This window comes from Thermodesulfobacteriota bacterium, from assembly GCA_040758155.1.
Classification (GTDB): domain Bacteria; phylum Desulfobacterota; class Deferrimicrobia; order Deferrimicrobiales; family Deferrimicrobiaceae; genus UBA2219.
This window is the reverse complement of the sequence record JBFLWB010000135.1, coordinates 1-14,239: the sequence shown is the minus strand read 5'-3', so window position 1 is coordinate 14,239 and position 14,239 is coordinate 1. Positions and strand designations below refer to the sequence as shown.

Genomic DNA, 14,239 nt, shown 5'->3' with positions numbered 1-14,239 from the left:
ACGTTAACACGTAAATGCCGAATCCACAAGCATTAATATTTCGCCGGTTTCCCTACGCCCCTTCCGGCTTCCGCGGCTCGATCGGGACCGCCGGGAACAGCAGGCTGACCGCGAACCCGCCGAAGGCGATCGCCGCCACCGCGAGGAAGATGCTCTCCATCCCCCCCTGGAGGGCGCCGGAGAGGCTCTGCATCAGCGGCTGCGGGAGCAGGGAGCGCTCCGGCCCCAGCAGCTTGTCCGCGATCTCCGTGGGGGCGCCGCCTGCGGTGAGCGCCGCCGCGAGGACGCTTCCCAGCGTCCCCACCGCCAGCGTTCCCCCGATCGTCCGGCTGAACAGGGTGCTTGCGGTGGCCACGCCGCGCCGCTCCCACGGGACGCTCGACTGCACCGCGATGATCAGCGGGGTGTTCGCGAGCCCCAGCCCCAGCCCGTACACCAGCATGATCAGCCGGATCGTCCAGAGGTCCGCCTCCGGGCGCAGCAGCAGTGCCAGCCCCGCCGCCGCGCAGAACGTCAACGCGAGCCCGGCCCGGATCAGGATGCGATAACCCTTCCGCGGAAGGATCCGGCCGGCAAGCGTCGAGGCGATCGGCCATCCGATCGCGACCGGCGCGATGGCGCTGCCCGCCTCGTAAGCGGACCCCGAGAGCACGGCCTGCACGTACAGCGGCACGAAGGTGACCGCGGAGATCATGGCGGCACCGACCAGCGCCCCGGTGGACGATGCGACGGCGATGACCGGCTGCGCGAAAAGGTCGAGCGGCAGGAGCGGCTCGGAGGCTCTCCGCTCCGTCTGGAGGAACACGACCAGGGCGACGGCTGCCGCGGGGAGGTAGACGAGCCCCTCCCCCCGGGCGCGGGTCCCGAGGAGCGCGAGGACGACCGTGAAGGAAAGCAGCAGCGCGCCCGCGACGTCGAGCCGGTGCTCCCGCCGCTCCACCTTCTCGTGATAGGCGAGCAGCAGCGCCGCGGCGCACCCCAGCCCCAGCGGAATGTTCACATAGAACACCCAGCGCCAGGAAAGCCAGTGGACGATGGCGCCGCCGAGGATCGGACCGATCAGCCCCGCGACGCCCCACACCGCGCTCAGCGCCCCCTGGATGCGCGCCCGCTGGTGCACGTCGTAGAGATCGCCCACGATGGTCATCGCGATGGGCTGGACGGCGCCCGCGCCCAGCCCCTGGATCGCCCGGTAGAGGATGAGCTCGCTCATGCCGTCGGCGTGGCCGCAGAGGAAGGAGCCGGAAAGGAAGAGGGCGAGCCCCGCCAGCATCACCGGCTTGCGCCCGTAGAGGTCGGCCAGCTTCCCGTGGATGGGAAGCGTCACGGTGGCGGTGAGCATGTAAGCCGCGAACACCCAGGCGTACAGGTGGAGCCCGCCCAGGTCTCCCACCGCGGTGGGCATCGCCGTGGAGACGACGGTCATCTCCATGGCCGCGATGAAGAGCCCGAGGAGGAGGGCGACGACCGTCAGCGTCCTGTTGGTCCGGCGGGCCAAAGGTTTACGGGGCCTTCCGCGGGGAAAGGGCCGGCGACATCTCCACGAGGCGCGCGGCGAGGGAGGCGAGCTCTTCCCGGAGCGCGGGATCCAGGGCGTCGCGCCAGCGGGCCGGGATCGCCTCGAGGCCGTACCGGGCGCCCGCGATGGCGCCCGCGATGGCGCCCGTGGTGTCCGAGTCGTCGCCGCGGTTGACCGTCTTCACGAGGCACTCCTCGAAGGAGCCTGTCGCGAAGAATGCGGAGAGGACCGTGCGGAGCGTGTCGGCCACGTAGGCCGTCGCCCCCCCGTCATACCCGTTGAAGCGGAACGCGGGGTGCCGGGAGACCAGCTCGTCCGCGGCCGCCCGCAGCTTCCGGGCGGAGGAGCCGAGGACCCCCCGCTGGACAAGGATCCCCACCGCGACGCACGCGGCGTCGGAGAGCGGGTGGTTGTGGGTCAGCCGCGCCTGCTCGACGGCGAGCCGCCCCATCCGCTCCTCGTCCCCGAGAGTGTACAGCGCCACCGGCGCCATCCGCATGGCGGCGCCGTTGCCGGCGTCCCGCTCGTTCGGCGGGGTCTGGAGCTGCTTCTTCCCGCGGTATTCCGCGATCCCCCGCCGGCAGGTGGCGCCGACGTCCACGGGGTTCCCCGCGAGCCACTCGGCGAAGCGGTCCGCGACGCCGACGAGGTCCCACCCCCCGCGAGAGACGATGGCCCGGGCGATGCAAAGCGACATCTCCGTGTCGTCCGTGACCTGCCCGGGCGCCAGGTCGAGCCATCCCCCGCCGGCGATCTCCCGGTGGACGCCGAACCGCTCCCGGATCTGGTCGGGCGACATGAATTCCGTGGTGGCTCCGAGCGCGTCGCCGACGGCCGACCCGAGAAGGACGGCGTGCGCCCGAGCGGCGATCTCCCCGCGGTCCGGGGTTTTTTGCGCTCGAGGAGTCAATACGACCTCACGGTCACTTCGAAATCCCCCCCGATCACAAGAGACTCCTCCTCCCCTTTCGGCAGGACGCCGGGAAGCAGGTCGGAACGGAAGAAGATCTTGGAGGCGGGGACCTCCGCCTCGAAGACGTGGCTTCCGAACTCCCAGGCGTACTCGAGGCGGGAGGAGAAGGAGTTCAGGTTGTTCATCCGGACCACCGCGCTTCCGTCGGGGCGCTCCTCGAAGAACCGGTAATCCCCGATATTGCGGATCCCCCGGTACAGGCGGAAGGCCGGCACGCCGGGGTGCCTTCGCCCGAGCTCGTACTGGACGTATTCGTAGACCAGGTCGAATTGCGCGAAGACGGCGTTCGACCGGGCCTCCCCCCGCATCCGTTCGCCGAGGTAGGCGAGGTACTCCCGCGAGTCCGCGCGGTCGATCCGCCCCGCGTGATAGACGGGAGGAATCCCGAAGCGGCTTTCCACCCAACCCTTGAGGACCGCGCCTTCCCCGGAGCTCGCGTCGTGGATCCACCCGCGCAGGAACCGCAGGTAGCCGTTCCGCAGCGACCGCCGGTCGGAAGCGGATGCGCCGCGGGGGACCGGCCCGGCCAGGAAGAAGTCGTCCATGTAACGGCGGAAGCGGCGCTCCCGCTCCCTGGGGGCGGCGCAGCGGTCCAGGAGGGCGAAGAGGGGCCCGTGGTCGCGCCGCACTCCCTGGATGCAGATCGGCCGGGGGTTCCGGTTGAAGCGGGGGGAGGCGATCACCCGGGCGGTATGGTCGCAGCGGTTCATGGGAAGAGGATCGAGGGCCATCTCCTAATGATACTTCCTTTCCGGACGCCCTTCCGATATGTTCGGGTGACAGGGGAACCGGCGCGTGCTATTGAATTGGGGTCGGCGCGCCGTGCATTTCATCGCCTCCGGGAGGGAGAACCGGTGAGAAGGACTGCGTTGCTTTCTGCCGTCGTACTGCTGTTCCTTGGAGCGGCCGCGGCCGTCGGCGCGGCCACCGAAGGAAAGCTGCCGAAGGTCATCGTCCTCGGAGCGATGTCCAAGACTTACGAACCGGTCCGGTTCGACCACGAGAAGCACGTCTCGCTGGCGGACGGCTGCGGAGGGTGCCACCACCAGCACCGGTCGATGCAGGTCCACGCCTGCAAGGACTGCCACCGCTACGACCCGGCCTCCTTCAGGAAAAACGTGCTTGCCGACCGGCTCCTGCCCTGCCGCGACTGCCATCCGAGGGCCGAAAACCCCGGCATCTCGGGGATGCTCGGCCTCCGCTCCGCCTACCACAACGCCTGCAACAAGTGCCATTGGGGGGAGGTGGGCAGCAAGAACCTGGGCGGCTGCACCGAGGTGTGCCACCTCGCGAAGGCGCCCGCGAAGCAGGAGTCGGGGAAGTAGGGATGCTTATCAGGCCCGGCCGATCAGAAACGGGCGGATGAGGAAATAGATCCCGATCGCGGCGACTCCTGCGCCCGAAACGCGCCGGAGCCACGTGCTTCCCGACCGGAAGCGACTGCCCTCCAGGCCGCGCCGGAACAGCGCGGCGCCGGAGCCTGCCGCGGCGACGGGGATGCAGTGCCCGATGCCGAACAGCACGATGAGCAGGATCCCCGTCGCGACCTTTCCCTGCAGGGTGATGACCGCCAGGAGAGGCGCGATGAACCCGAAGGTGCACGAGCCGGAAAGCACGCCGTAGGCCAGACCGAGGAAGAAGGCGCCGCCGATCCCACGGACTTTCAGCCGCCCCATCAGGCTCCCCCCGCCGGGGACGGAGCATATCGGCACGCCGAGCATGTCGAGCGATGCCCAGATCAGGACGGCCCCCACGGGGATCGTCCACCAGGGCCCGGCGTCCCCCAGCATCCGCCCGAGCAGGGCGCAGACCACGCCGACCAGGGCGATGGTGAGGAACAGGCCGAAGGTGAACGCGGCCGCATAGGCCGCCGCGCCGCCGGACTTCATGCTCCGTTCCTGCCCTCCGACGTAGCCGGCGATCAACGGGATGGAGGCCATGTGGCAGGGGCTCAACAGCGCGCTGACCATCCCCCACAGGAAGCAGCCGGCCGCCGCGGCCGCCAGCCCCCCCGTCATCCAGTCGTTCACCGCCAGCAGGAACCGGTCCGGCATTCCGCCCCGTCCTCCGTCAGGAAACGCCGAGCCGCGCGAGGGCGTCGACGATCCGCTTCTTGTCCATGACGCCCGTATTCCGGAAGGCCTCCCTGCCGCGCGCGTCGAAGAAGATCTGCGTCGGGATCGCCTTGATCCCGTACTTTTTCGCCTGTTCCGGCTCTTTCCAGACGTCGATGAAGACGATGTCCGCCTTCCCGGCATACTCGGCCTTGACCTCTTCCAGGATGGGCGCCATCAGCTTGCAGGGGACGCATTCCTCCGCTCCGAGGTCGAGCATGGTGACCCTGCCGGTGCCGGGAGAGGGAGCCGGGACGCCATGCGCCGAGGGGCCGGCCATCCCGAAAGGGGAAGGCCCCGTGCGGGATTCGAGCACGGAGAGGACGACCAGCGTCGCGAAGGCGGCCGCCGCCCCCAAGATCCACCATTTCGCGTTCCGCTTCATGCGGGTTTCCTTCCGGCCGCCCGTTCGATCCATTCGCGGATCTTCGCCTTGGCCGGGACCGATCCCGCCGCCAGCACCTTGCCGCCGATCATCAAGGCCGGCGTCCCCATGATGCCGGAGCGCATGATCTCCTTCAGGTCCGATACGTGCTCCAGGTCGGCGTCGATCCCGGTCTCGGCGAGGATGGTCCGGACGTCCTCCTCGAGCTGCCGGCATCGCGGGCAACCCTGGCCGAACACCTTGATGTTGATGCCGCCGCCGGGCGCTTCCTCGACCGCCGCGCCGATGAACTTCTTGTATTCGCGGAGGAAGGCCTGCCGGTACAGCTCCCGCCTGGCGGGATAGATGTAGTTGCGCTTCGAGAGCGCCTCCAGCAGCATCTCGCCGATCTTGCCGTCCGGCATCCCTTCGCACCGCTCCGCGGCATCCCGCAACGCCTCTTTCAGTCCCGCGATGCCTGCCACGTCTTCGCCGATGCGGATCCGCGTGACCTCGGTCAACGGTCGCCCTCCTTCCGGAACAGGATTTCCAGGCGGCGCCGCAGTTCGTCCCTTGCCTCCCGGAACGCCGCCATCGTTTCCTCTTCGTCCCCGTCGACCCGCGCCGGGTCCGGCATCCCCCAGTGGAGCCGGTGCACCTTCCCGGGGAACACGGGGCAGATTTCCTCTGCGCACAGGGTGACGACGGCGTCCACGGAGGAGGCGTCGATCGACCCGATTCCCTTGGGTCGTTGGCCGGAGATGTCGATCCCGATTTCCGCGAGGGCCCGCACCGCCTGCGGCCGGACCGCCGTCGGGACGGATCCCGCGGAGGACACGCGGACGCCTTCCGGAGCGAGGGCGCGAGCGATCCCCTCGGCCATCTGGCTGCGCGCCGAGTTCCCGACGCAGAGGAACAGGATGTGCCGCGGCCGCAGCGCGCGAAGGGTCGCCGCCTCCGCCATCCATTCCGTCACGGTCCTCGAAGTCATGCGGGTTGCCTGCGCCCGGGAAGCGCCAGTCCGTTTTCGCAGATCGTCGTCGGGCCGGCGCGCCGGGCCAGCGCGGTCCTCTCCATGTCCCGGAGGACGACGGGGTCGTCGTTGAGCCATTTGCGGAGGTTCCTGAGCATCTCCCCGGCGAACGGGTTCCCGCTCTTCCCGTCGAGGGAGTAGTACACCCATTTCCTTTCGCGGCGGTCCCGGATCAGGCCGGCCGCCCGCAGAAGGAAGAGATGCTTCGAGATCGTGGACTGTCCCAGGGAGACGACGGCGATGATCTGGCAGACGCAGAGGTCTCCGGTCTCCAGGATCTTCAGGATCCGCACCCGGGTGGGGTCGGACACGGCCTTCATGACGTCTTCATAGGCGCGCAGGGTCATGTCGAATCCTCATATCGTCAATCAGCGTATTGACATCTTATCCTTTCCGGCGGAAAATGACAATGCTTCCGCACCCTTTCCGCGCGGGAACATCCGAAAAACCGGGAGGTCGTCATGATGGTGGAGGAACTCGAGCGGGGATTCCTCGCGCTGTCCGAGCAGGACCGGATGGAGGTCCTCCGGAGGATCCTGCCTGTTTTCTGTCAGGACATGCTGCGAAACGAGGAGAAGATGCAGGAGATGTTCCTCCTGTTCGTGCGGGATTGCGGCAGGCCGATGAAGAACATGTTCTCGGCCATGGCGACGATGATGGGGCACAAGGGCTGCCAGGGATAAACGGAGGGAAAGCGATGCCGAAGTACAGCTATTTCTGCAAGGCGTGCGCCGAGCCGTACGAGATGCGCATGTCCGCCGAGGAGAAGGAAGGATGGGTCCCGAGCTGCCCGAATTGCGGCGACGGCGCGGAGGGGCAGGAGCTCTTCGGTGTCGCACCCGACGGCGCAAAGCGCTCCAAGGGTGGCTGCTGCGGCTCGGGCGGCGGCTGCTGCGGATGAGCGTTTCCGAATCCTCCGCTCCGGGGGGAACCGCCCCGGCGAAGCGGCTCAACGTCTTCGAGCGGTACCTGAGCCTCTGGGTCGCCCTGTGCATGGGGGTGGGCATCTTCCTCGGCAAGGCGTTTCCCGCGGCGGTCGACGCGCTGCGGCGCATGGAATTCGGACAGGACAGCCAGATCAACATCCCGATCGCGGTTCTGATCTGGCTGATGATCTACCCGATGATGCTCAAGGTGGATTTCACCTCGGTCCTGGGCGTGCGGAAGCGCCCGAAGGGCCTCGTCGTGACGCTCGTCGTCAACTGGCTGGTCAAGCCGTTCTCGATGGCGCTGATCGGATACCTCTTCTTCAAGCACCTGTTCCTTCCCTGGATCGGCCCGGAGCTGGCGGACCAATATATCGCCGGCGTCATCATCCTCGCCGCCGCCCCCTGCACCGCGATGGTCTTCGTCTGGAGCTACTTGACCGACGGCGACCCGGCCTACACCTTGGTCCAGGTCTCCGTGAACGACCTGATCATGCTGGTCCTGTTCGCCCCCATCGTGAAGTTCCTGGTCAGCGGCGCGTCGTCGCTGCACGTTCCCTTCATGGTGCTGGTCTACGCGGTGGTGTTCTTCATCGTCATCCCGCTGTCGGCGGGAGTCGTTTCGCGGACGTGGCTGATCCGGGTGAAGGGGACGGAATGGTTCGAGCGGTTCCTGTCGGTCCTCCATCCGGTGACGATCCTTGCGCTGCTGGCCACCCTGGTTTGCATCTTCGCATTCCAGGCCGACAACATCACGGCGCGGTCGTTCCACATCCTGCTGATCGCCGTGCCGATCCTGATCCAGGTCTATTTCAACTCGTCGCTGGCGTACGGGCTGATGAAATGGCTGAAGGTCCCGCACGCGGTGGCGGCGCCGGGGGCGCTGATCGGGGCGAGCAACTTCTTCGAGCTGGCCGTGGCCACGGCGATCGCGCTCTACGGCCCCGGCTCCGGGGCGGCGCTTGCGACCGTGGTCGGCGTCCTTGTGGAGGTCCCCGTCATGCTCTCGGTCTGCTCGGTCTGCAACCGGACGCGCCACTGGTTCCCGGCGACAGCGTGAGCGGAATACTACCCGATGCGGAGGGATTGATGGATCGCGTCCAGGAGATCTACCGGGGCGACCGGCTGATTCAGGACTTCGGGATGAAGCTGATCGAGGCGCGGGACGGCTACGCGAAGCTGTCGGTGGTCGTCGAGGAGCGCTTCCTCAACGCGCACAATATCGGGCACGGCGTGCTGCTGTTCGCGGTCGCGGACGCCGCCTTCGCCCTTTCGGTCAACGCCGTGACGGACGCCACCGGCGTGAGCTGGGGATTCAACATCATCCGGGCGGCGAAACCCGGGGAGACGCTGATCGGCGAGTCGCGCGCGATCCACAAGGGGCGCCAGTCGATCGTGTGCGAGCTCACCGTGACGAACGGGGAAGGGCGCGTCCTGGCGAAGGGGATCTCCACGGCGCTTCCCGTATCCCGCGAAGCGCTCGCCGGCGGCGGGAAGAAGGGGGGCTGAGCCCCTTCAGCGGCCCATCGCGCGCAGCAGCGACGACTGGGACACCGCGTAGTCGAAGGCCGTGTTGACGGTCTCGGTGTCGGCGCTGACCATCTGCGTCTGCGCGTCGGTCATCTCGATGATGTCGCCGGCCCCGACCTCGTACCGGGCCGTGGCGAGCCGCAGGTTCTCCGCGGCCGCCTCCCGCTGCTTCCTGCGGGCCTCCAGCCGCTCCTTCGCCTCCTGGACGCCGTAGGCCGACCGCTCCACCTCGAGCCGGACGCGGCGCTTCGCCTCGACGGTCTCGTACCGGACGGAGGACAGCGCCGCCTGCGCCTCCCGCATCTGCTCGCGGGTCAAAAATCCCGTGAAGAGCGGCTGGTTCAGCGTCAGGGAGAGCAGGTAGTTCTCCTCGAGCGGGTAATCCTCCCCGGCGTATCCGTACTCCGCGGCGCCCGCCACAAAAGGCAGCCTGTTCGCCCTGGCGAGCCGCAGCGTTTCGTTCGCGGCCCGCTCCTTCTCCGCCAGTGCGCGCAGCTCCGGCCGGTTCCGGTGCGCCTCCGCGATCCATTCCTCGAGCGTTCCATCGAGTGCCATTTCGGGAAGCTCGCCGAGGAGCAGGAAATCCGCCGGGCCGTCGAGTCCGATCGCCTGGAGCAGCGTGATCCGCGCCACGCGGAGGTCGTTCCGGGCCTGCCCCAGCAGGGCGCGGGAATCGTACAGGTTCGCCTCCGCGCGGACGAAGTCGATCTTGGCCCGCACTCCCGTTTCATAGAAGGCCTGCGCCTGCCGGAAGAGCGATTCCCGCTGCCGGACGTTCTTCTCCTGGAACTGCACCGCGTTCTCCGCGCGCAGGACGTTGTAGAAGGCGACCTTCGCGTTGAAGAGCACGTCCTCGCGCGTCGTCGCCGCGTTTTCCCGGACGATCCCGGCGAGCGCGTCCGCCCGGTCCACCGCCGCCCCGGTCCGGCCGAAGTCGTAGATCGTCCACTGGAGGTCCCCGCGGACGAAATCGGTCTCGAGGGTGACGCTCGAACGCGATTGCGCGGAGAAGGACTTCGTCCGGCTCCTGCCGGCGGAAAGGTCCACGAAGGGGTATCGGGCGGCCTCCGCCTGCCCCTTCCTCGCCGCCGCGGCCGCGACGTCCGCGCCGGCCTGCATCAGCAGCGGGTGGTTCTTCAGGGCGAAGGCGGTCACGTCGTCGAGCGTCCAGACGACCGGGAACGGGCGGCTCCCGGGCGGAACGGCCGCGGCGTTGTCCCCGGCCGCAAGGGCGGGGGAAGCGGCCAGCAGGACGAGCAGAAAAACGACGGACGCGGTCCGCGCGATACGGGTCAAGGATGCCTCCCGGGATATGCACCGGTTTCGTGCCTGGTCTTCCGGCAGTGATTCATCGTAGGAGGGGGGGTCGGAACGTGTCAACCCGCATTTCTCACCAGGGTCCGTAGCGAGGCGGTGGAGACGGGCGTGGCTACAAGGCGTCGCGACCGAGGGCCCCGGAGGCGCACTTGACAGTGCGTCGAGGAGCCCGACCGAGCGCCCCACTCCCGTACATGAAACGCTCCCTGGGGTACCCCCGGGCGCCGGCACATCATGCCGTTCTCGGCGGGAGGGGCACAACGCAGCAGGTATGCCCGTATCCGCCGGCCGCTCCGCGCCATCCATGGCGCCCGCGGCACTTGTCCATCCATGGACGTCGCCGCAGTAGGAGGCTGGTGAGAAATGCGGGTTAGGGGCGCGGATCGCCCGCGCCCCTTCCTTAACGCTTCATGCAACGTCTTACGCGGCCGTCAGGAGCCTTCCCGGCTCCAGCCGGAGGATGGCGTCGGCGATCACGCCGGGGCGGCTTAGGACCGGGCAGCCTCCCCACCGCTCCAGCGGCTCGATCCCGATGCGGATCATCCCGCTGTGCTGGGACGGGTCGCTGTCCCGGACCGGATCGGGGTCCACGTATCCGAGGTTGCGGCGAAGCCGCTCGATGTCCTCTTTCCGCCCGGTGAGGAATTCCCAACCCGGCCCGACCTTGAATGCCTTCGCATAGGCCTTCATGACGGACTGCGTGTCGTTCTCCGGGTCGAGGGTGATGGAGTAGAAGAAGATGTCCTTTCCCATCCTGCGTCCCAGGATCCGCTGGACCTTCACGAGGTTCGCGGTCCCGAGGGGGCAGATCGCCTCCGCCGTGCAGACCGTGTAGAGCATGTTCAACACGACGGTCCTGTCCTTGAGGAGATCGTCGTAGAAACGTACCTCCCTCCCTTCGTGAGTGATCAGCGGGACGTTCACGAACCGGTCCCGTCGCCTTTGAGGGGAGGGGATGTCGGAATACGGGCTCTTCACCTTGGGATCCGGAGGTCCCGGAATCGTGGAGAGCGCGGCGATCCCTATGGCGGCGGTCGCCAGGCCGCCGAGAAAATGTCTGCGGTCCATCGTTTCCTCCCTTCGTCAAGGCACGACGTTGAACAGCACCATCATGCCGTGGTCTTCATGCACGGTGTTGTGGCAGTGCATCGGGTAGTCCCCCAGCCAGTCGCGGAACTGCAGGAAGATCCTGGCCTCCGCCGAGTTGTCCGTCCCGAAGACCGCGTCCCCGACGGGGAGCATGTCCTTCCGGCCGGCCTCCTCCGGCCGCGGCGGCATCCCGCCCCGGTCGACGATCTGGAACTCTTCCAGGTGGGGATGCCCGGGATGCACCCAGCCCCCCGCGGATTTGAACGCCCAGAGCTCGGCGCTGTTCTGCCTGATCACCGCGGCGAACTTTTCGGGATCGAAGAAGACGTTGTTAACCGCCCAGGCGCCTCCCTGCCGATCGAATATCCACTCCCTCTCTTTCGAGATCATAACGTTCCGGTCGGGCAGGTCGAGCAGGACGGCCGGGATCCGGCTTTCGTCCGGGGCGTCGTCCGTCACGCGGAACTGGACGAGGTTTTTCGGGGCGATGAGCTTCCCCGTGGGCGCCCGTCCGCCGGTCTGCTCCAGCCGGTTCTCGAGGTAGATCGTCTCCCCGGGCCGCGCTTTGGAGAAGTCCACGATCACGTCCACCCGCTCCGCCACCTGGAGCCGTATGCTTTTGCGGTACAGCGGCCGGGGAAGGAGGTTCCCGTCCGTGGAGAGCTGGGCGAACGCCTGCCCGTTGCTTAAGAAAAACTCGTAGACCCGGGACGGCCCGCCGACCAGGAAGCGGAAGCGGTACTTGCGCCGCTTGACTTCCAGGTACGGCTGGATGACGCCGTTGACGGTGTCCTTGTCTCCGAGCATCCCGTCCAGGTCGAACAGGTCGAAGAACAGCTGCCCCGTGGTCGGGTCGAACGCCTTGTCGGCGAAGACCATCGGGATGTCGAACTCGCCGCTGGGCAGCCGCAGCCCCGTGGTCTCGTCGTCCGTGTCCAGGTTGATGTCGTCGCTGAAGAGCGTGTAGAGCGACACGAGCCCCTTGTAGGTGTTCTGCGCCGTGAAGTCGTGCATGTGGTCGTGGAACCATAGAAAGCTCATCGTCTCGCGCACGTCTCCCGGAACGGTGCGGCCGTTCAGGCTCGTTTCCGGATGGGTGCTCGCGAAGCCGGCGCGGACGTTGGCCCAATGGAAATCCTTGAAGAGCCCGGCATCGTAAAAGTGAAGCGGCCCCCCGTCGGATTCGGACGCCGAGTGCCCGTTGTGCAGATGCGTCGAGGTCTTGTTGATGCCGAACCCGCCGTTGTCCTCGGGAAGCGCGTTGTGGATCCGGTGCACCACCGGCTCTCCGTAACGCGCCTTGATCCGGAGCGGCCCCGCGATTCCCGTCGATGCCTCGACGAAGGTCCATACCGTGGAGGGAGGGACCCCGTCGATGTCGGGGTAGAAGTCGTGCCGGACCGCCCGCTCGACGCTCTCGTACATTTTCATCGGGAGAAACTGCTCCCATCGCTGGTGGTCGGGCCGTTGCGCCTCCATGTATCCCGTGACCGCCGACGGCACGCGATTCGTCTCCCGGGTGGGGGCCGGATTCAGCATCACCGGCTGCATGATGTGCGGGATGGGGAGCGCATCGACGAACGGCGTGTTTTCCGGGCTGCGGATCTCGAGTTCCCCGTTCCCGTTTCTCAATGCCGCGTGCGCCCAGTGCGGCTTGAAGTTGCGGATCCCCCGGATCGCCGCCGCCCCGGCGCCGCCTGCGACCAGCCCCCATCGCATGAGCTCCCGCCGGCTCAGCCCCGATTTCCCGGCGTCCCGGATTTCCTTCATGTATCTTGCGAGTCGCTGCTCCGCTTTCCTGGATACCGAATTCCCTTTCATTGTCTTTCCCTCATGCGGAACAACCGCCTGTTGGCAGGTGGACATACCTCCTTATGAGGGTAAGATCCTCCGATAAAAACAGCGGATTCGGATCCGGCGAAGTTTGCGGCGGGGAGGCGGTCCCGTCAACCCGCGGAGCGCGGCTTCCAGGGCAGCGGAAGCAGCGCCGAAAGGAGCGCGCCGAAGACGGGGAAGACGTTGATGAGGTTCATTGCGGCCGGCAGCCCGTACCGGTCGGCCACGGCGCCCAGGAAGGCGACGCCGATCCCGCCCGTGCCGATGGCGAATCCCGCGATGGTCCCGGAAACGGTTGCGAGCCGCTTCGGGAACAGCTCCTGCGCCATGACCATCGTGACCGAGAAATTCGAGATGATCGTCGCTCCGAGCAGCGCCGCCATGGGAAAGACGAGTCCGTCCGAGGCGCGCAGGAAGAGCCAGATCAGCGGGACCTGGAGCGCCACGGAGGCCGCAAGGAACCTGCGGTGCCCGAACCGGTCCGCCATCGGCCCCCCGATCAGCGTCCCGAATGCCCCCGCCCCGAGGTAGCAGAAGAGCAGCGTGCCGACGTACGACGGGTCGGTGGCGAGCCGGGACTGGTAAAGGAAGGGGATGTAGGTGGTCAGCCCCAGCCAGGTCCAGGACCGCAAGACCACGACCAGTACGATGAGGAACACGGTGTAGACCGGGCGTGCCGGCCCCGCGTCCGCGTCCGCGCGCTTCGCGGACGACACCGACCGCAGGTTCCTTCGGAGGTGCGGCAGGACCGGAAGGAACAGCGCGGCCGCCGCGATCGCCGGCAGCGGCAGCGCCGTCGCTCCCTCCAGTCCGTAGCGGGAAACGAGGAAGATCGCAGCGGGACCGCCGAGGCCGAACCCGAGATTTCCGCCCACGGAGAAGAGCGACATCCCCGTCGCCCGCCGCTCCGAAACGATGCACGCGGTCGCCTTGAACCCTTCCGGGTGGAACGCCGCGGTGCCCAGCCCCGCGAAGATGACGAACGCCACGACCCACGCGAAGGTAGGGGCGAACGGGACGAGCGCCACGCCGACCGCCGAAACCGCGAGCCCGAGCGGCATGAGCGCCGGCAGCGGCCGCCGGTCGGACACGTACCCGAACAGCGGCTGGACCACGGAGGAGGTGAGGTGGGTCGCCATCATGAGCATCCCGGTGACGGCGTACGACAGATGGAACCTCTCCTTGAGGAAGGGAAGGAGGGCGGGGATCGCCCCCTGCACGAAATCGGTGAACAGATGCCCCAGGAAGAACAGGAAGAGGAGGAAGCCCGGGGAGGTCATCGGTACATCCCGTCCGCGATGTCGTCGTTCCCGAGCAGGAGCATCACGAGGCGGTCGACTCCCAGGGCCGCGCCGGAGCAGGGGGGCAGCCCGCGCCGGAGCGCCTCGAGGAAACCGGGATCCGGCGGGAGGCGCTCGCCGGAAAGGCGGCGGTGCCGCTCCGAAAGCGCCTCCAGGCGCGCCTCCTGCTCCTCCGCGTCGGTAAGCTCCTCGTAGCCGTTGACCAGCTCCACCCCGTCCAGGTACCCCTCGAACCGC

The 14,239-nt window shown here is 67.7% G+C and carries 18 protein-coding genes; 5 read left to right on the top strand and 13 right to left on the bottom strand.

Going from position 1 to position 14,239, the window contains the following annotated elements:
• Positions 1–52: 52 nt before the first annotated feature.
• Genes AB1346_08950 through AB1346_08940 form a run of 3 tightly spaced genes read right to left on the bottom strand, consistent with a single transcriptional unit; the run spans position 53 to position 3,223 of the window.
• Positions 53–1,498 carry an MDR family MFS transporter gene (locus AB1346_08950; protein ID MEW6720563.1) on the bottom strand — a complete coding sequence of 482 codons (1,446 nt, stop codon included), beginning with the start codon at positions 1,496–1,498 and terminating at the stop codon, positions 53–55.
• A gap of 4 nt (positions 1,499–1,502) precedes the next feature.
• Entirely contained in the window at positions 1,503–2,429 is a 927-nt protein-coding gene (gene draG, locus AB1346_08945; GenBank protein ID MEW6720562.1) for an ADP-ribosyl-[dinitrogen reductase] hydrolase, read from the bottom strand.
• Positions 2,426–3,223, bottom strand: coding sequence for an NAD(+)--dinitrogen-reductase ADP-D-ribosyltransferase (locus AB1346_08940; protein ID MEW6720561.1), 798 nt, complete (start codon positions 3,221–3,223; stop codon positions 2,426–2,428). The genes draG and AB1346_08940 overlap by 4 nt, the downstream gene beginning before the upstream one ends.
• A 123-nt stretch (positions 3,224–3,346) precedes the next feature.
• On the opposite strand from AB1346_08940, the gene AB1346_08935 reads away from it, so the two are divergent.
• Positions 3,347–3,817: a cytochrome c3 family protein gene (locus AB1346_08935; GenBank protein ID MEW6720560.1), complete on the top strand. Its 471-nt coding sequence runs from the start codon at positions 3,347–3,349 to the stop codon at positions 3,815–3,817.
• Between the two features lie 9 nt (positions 3,818–3,826).
• On the opposite strand, the gene AB1346_08930 is transcribed toward AB1346_08935, so the two are convergent.
• The 5 genes from AB1346_08930 to AB1346_08910 are packed head-to-tail and all read right to left on the bottom strand — an operon-like array spanning position 3,827 to position 6,350.
• A complete protein-coding gene (locus tag AB1346_08930) occupies positions 3,827–4,546 on the bottom strand; it encodes a cytochrome c biogenesis protein CcdA (GenBank protein MEW6720559.1) in 720 nt (239 codons plus the stop codon).
• 16 nt (positions 4,547–4,562) lie between these two features.
• Positions 4,563–4,991, bottom strand: coding sequence for a thioredoxin family protein (locus tag AB1346_08925; GenBank protein ID MEW6720558.1), 429 nt, complete (start codon positions 4,989–4,991; stop codon positions 4,563–4,565).
• Positions 4,988–5,491 (bottom strand): thioredoxin family protein, encoded by a 504-nt coding sequence (locus AB1346_08920; protein ID MEW6720557.1) that lies wholly within the window; start codon positions 5,489–5,491, stop codon positions 4,988–4,990. The genes AB1346_08925 and AB1346_08920 overlap by 4 nt, the downstream gene beginning before the upstream one ends.
• Entirely contained in the window at positions 5,488–5,961 is a 474-nt protein-coding gene (locus AB1346_08915) for an arsenate reductase ArsC (protein MEW6720556.1), read from the bottom strand. The genes AB1346_08920 and AB1346_08915 overlap by 4 nt, the downstream gene beginning before the upstream one ends.
• Positions 5,958–6,350, bottom strand: a complete 393-nt coding sequence (locus tag AB1346_08910) for a metalloregulator ArsR/SmtB family transcription factor (GenBank protein ID MEW6720555.1) — start codon at positions 6,348–6,350, stop codon at positions 5,958–5,960. The genes AB1346_08915 and AB1346_08910 overlap by 4 nt, the downstream gene beginning before the upstream one ends.
• A 114-nt stretch (positions 6,351–6,464) precedes the next feature.
• On the opposite strand from AB1346_08910, the gene AB1346_08905 reads away from it, so the two are divergent.
• The 4 genes from AB1346_08905 to AB1346_08890 are packed head-to-tail and all read left to right on the top strand — an operon-like array spanning position 6,465 to position 8,438.
• The gene (locus tag AB1346_08905; protein ID MEW6720554.1) at positions 6,465–6,686 is read left to right on the top strand and encodes a hypothetical protein; all 222 of its coding nucleotides are present in this window, start codon (positions 6,465–6,467) and stop codon (positions 6,684–6,686) included.
• A gap of 14 nt (positions 6,687–6,700) precedes the next feature.
• The gene (locus AB1346_08900) at positions 6,701–6,904 is read left to right on the top strand and encodes a zinc ribbon domain-containing protein (protein ID MEW6720553.1); all 204 of its coding nucleotides are present in this window, start codon (positions 6,701–6,703) and stop codon (positions 6,902–6,904) included.
• Positions 6,901–7,989, top strand: coding sequence for an ACR3 family arsenite efflux transporter (arsB, locus tag AB1346_08895; protein ID MEW6720552.1), 1,089 nt, complete (start codon positions 6,901–6,903; stop codon positions 7,987–7,989). The genes AB1346_08900 and arsB overlap by 4 nt, the downstream gene beginning before the upstream one ends.
• A 29-nt stretch (positions 7,990–8,018) precedes the next feature.
• Positions 8,019–8,438: a PaaI family thioesterase gene (locus tag AB1346_08890; protein ID MEW6720551.1), complete on the top strand. Its 420-nt coding sequence runs from the start codon at positions 8,019–8,021 to the stop codon at positions 8,436–8,438.
• A gap of 6 nt (positions 8,439–8,444) precedes the next feature.
• Here the strand turns inward: AB1346_08890 and AB1346_08885 are convergent, their stop codons facing one another.
• The 5 genes from AB1346_08885 to AB1346_08865 form a co-directional block, all read right to left on the bottom strand.
• Complete coding sequence (locus AB1346_08885; GenBank protein ID MEW6720550.1) at positions 8,445–9,755, bottom strand: TolC family protein; 1,311 nt, start codon at positions 9,753–9,755, stop codon at positions 8,445–8,447.
• 441 nt (positions 9,756–10,196) lie between these two features.
• Positions 10,197–10,844 (bottom strand): SCO family protein, encoded by a 648-nt coding sequence (locus AB1346_08880; protein ID MEW6720549.1) that lies wholly within the window; start codon positions 10,842–10,844, stop codon positions 10,197–10,199.
• A gap of 15 nt (positions 10,845–10,859) precedes the next feature.
• Positions 10,860–12,686, bottom strand: coding sequence for a multicopper oxidase domain-containing protein (locus AB1346_08875; protein ID MEW6720548.1), 1,827 nt, complete (start codon positions 12,684–12,686; stop codon positions 10,860–10,862).
• A 125-nt stretch (positions 12,687–12,811) separates the two neighbouring features.
• On the bottom strand, positions 12,812–13,981 hold the full coding sequence (locus AB1346_08870; protein ID MEW6720547.1) for an MFS transporter: 1,170 nt from the start codon (positions 13,979–13,981) through the stop codon (positions 12,812–12,814).
• Positions 13,978–14,239 (bottom strand): amino acid--tRNA ligase-related protein (locus AB1346_08865; protein ID MEW6720546.1); only part of this gene is annotated, 262 nt, incomplete at its 5' end. The genes AB1346_08865 and AB1346_08870, both read right to left, overlap by 4 nt.

Bases quoted from the DNA above. Each gene is read 5' to 3' on its own strand.
- AB1346_08870 (MEW6720547.1), bottom strand. From the start codon at position 13,981: ATGACCTCCCCGGGCTTCCTCCTCTTCCTGTTCTTCCTGGGGCATCTG.
- AB1346_08910 (MEW6720555.1), bottom strand. From the start codon at position 6,350: ATGACCCTGCGCGCCTATGAAGACGTCATGAAGGCCGTGTCCGACCCC.
- AB1346_08900 (MEW6720553.1), top strand. From the start codon at position 6,701: ATGCCGAAGTACAGCTATTTCTGCAAGGCGTGCGCCGAGCCGTACGAG.
- AB1346_08940 (MEW6720561.1), bottom strand. From the start codon at position 3,223: ATGGCCCTCGATCCTCTTCCCATGAACCGCTGCGACCATACCGCCCGG.
- AB1346_08880 (MEW6720549.1), bottom strand. From the start codon at position 10,844: ATGGACCGCAGACATTTTCTCGGCGGCCTGGCGACCGCCGCCATAGGG.
- AB1346_08930 (MEW6720559.1), bottom strand. From the start codon at position 4,546: ATGCCGGACCGGTTCCTGCTGGCGGTGAACGACTGGATGACGGGGGGG.
- AB1346_08890 (MEW6720551.1), top strand. From the start codon at position 8,019: ATGGATCGCGTCCAGGAGATCTACCGGGGCGACCGGCTGATTCAGGAC.
- AB1346_08925 (MEW6720558.1), bottom strand. From the start codon at position 4,991: ATGAAGCGGAACGCGAAATGGTGGATCTTGGGGGCGGCGGCCGCCTTC.
- arsB (MEW6720552.1), top strand. From the start codon at position 6,901: ATGAGCGTTTCCGAATCCTCCGCTCCGGGGGGAACCGCCCCGGCGAAG.
- AB1346_08915 (MEW6720556.1), bottom strand. From the start codon at position 5,961: ATGACTTCGAGGACCGTGACGGAATGGATGGCGGAGGCGGCGACCCTT.
- AB1346_08905 (MEW6720554.1), top strand. From the start codon at position 6,465: ATGATGGTGGAGGAACTCGAGCGGGGATTCCTCGCGCTGTCCGAGCAG.
- AB1346_08875 (MEW6720548.1), bottom strand. From the start codon at position 12,686: ATGAAAGGGAATTCGGTATCCAGGAAAGCGGAGCAGCGACTCGCAAGA.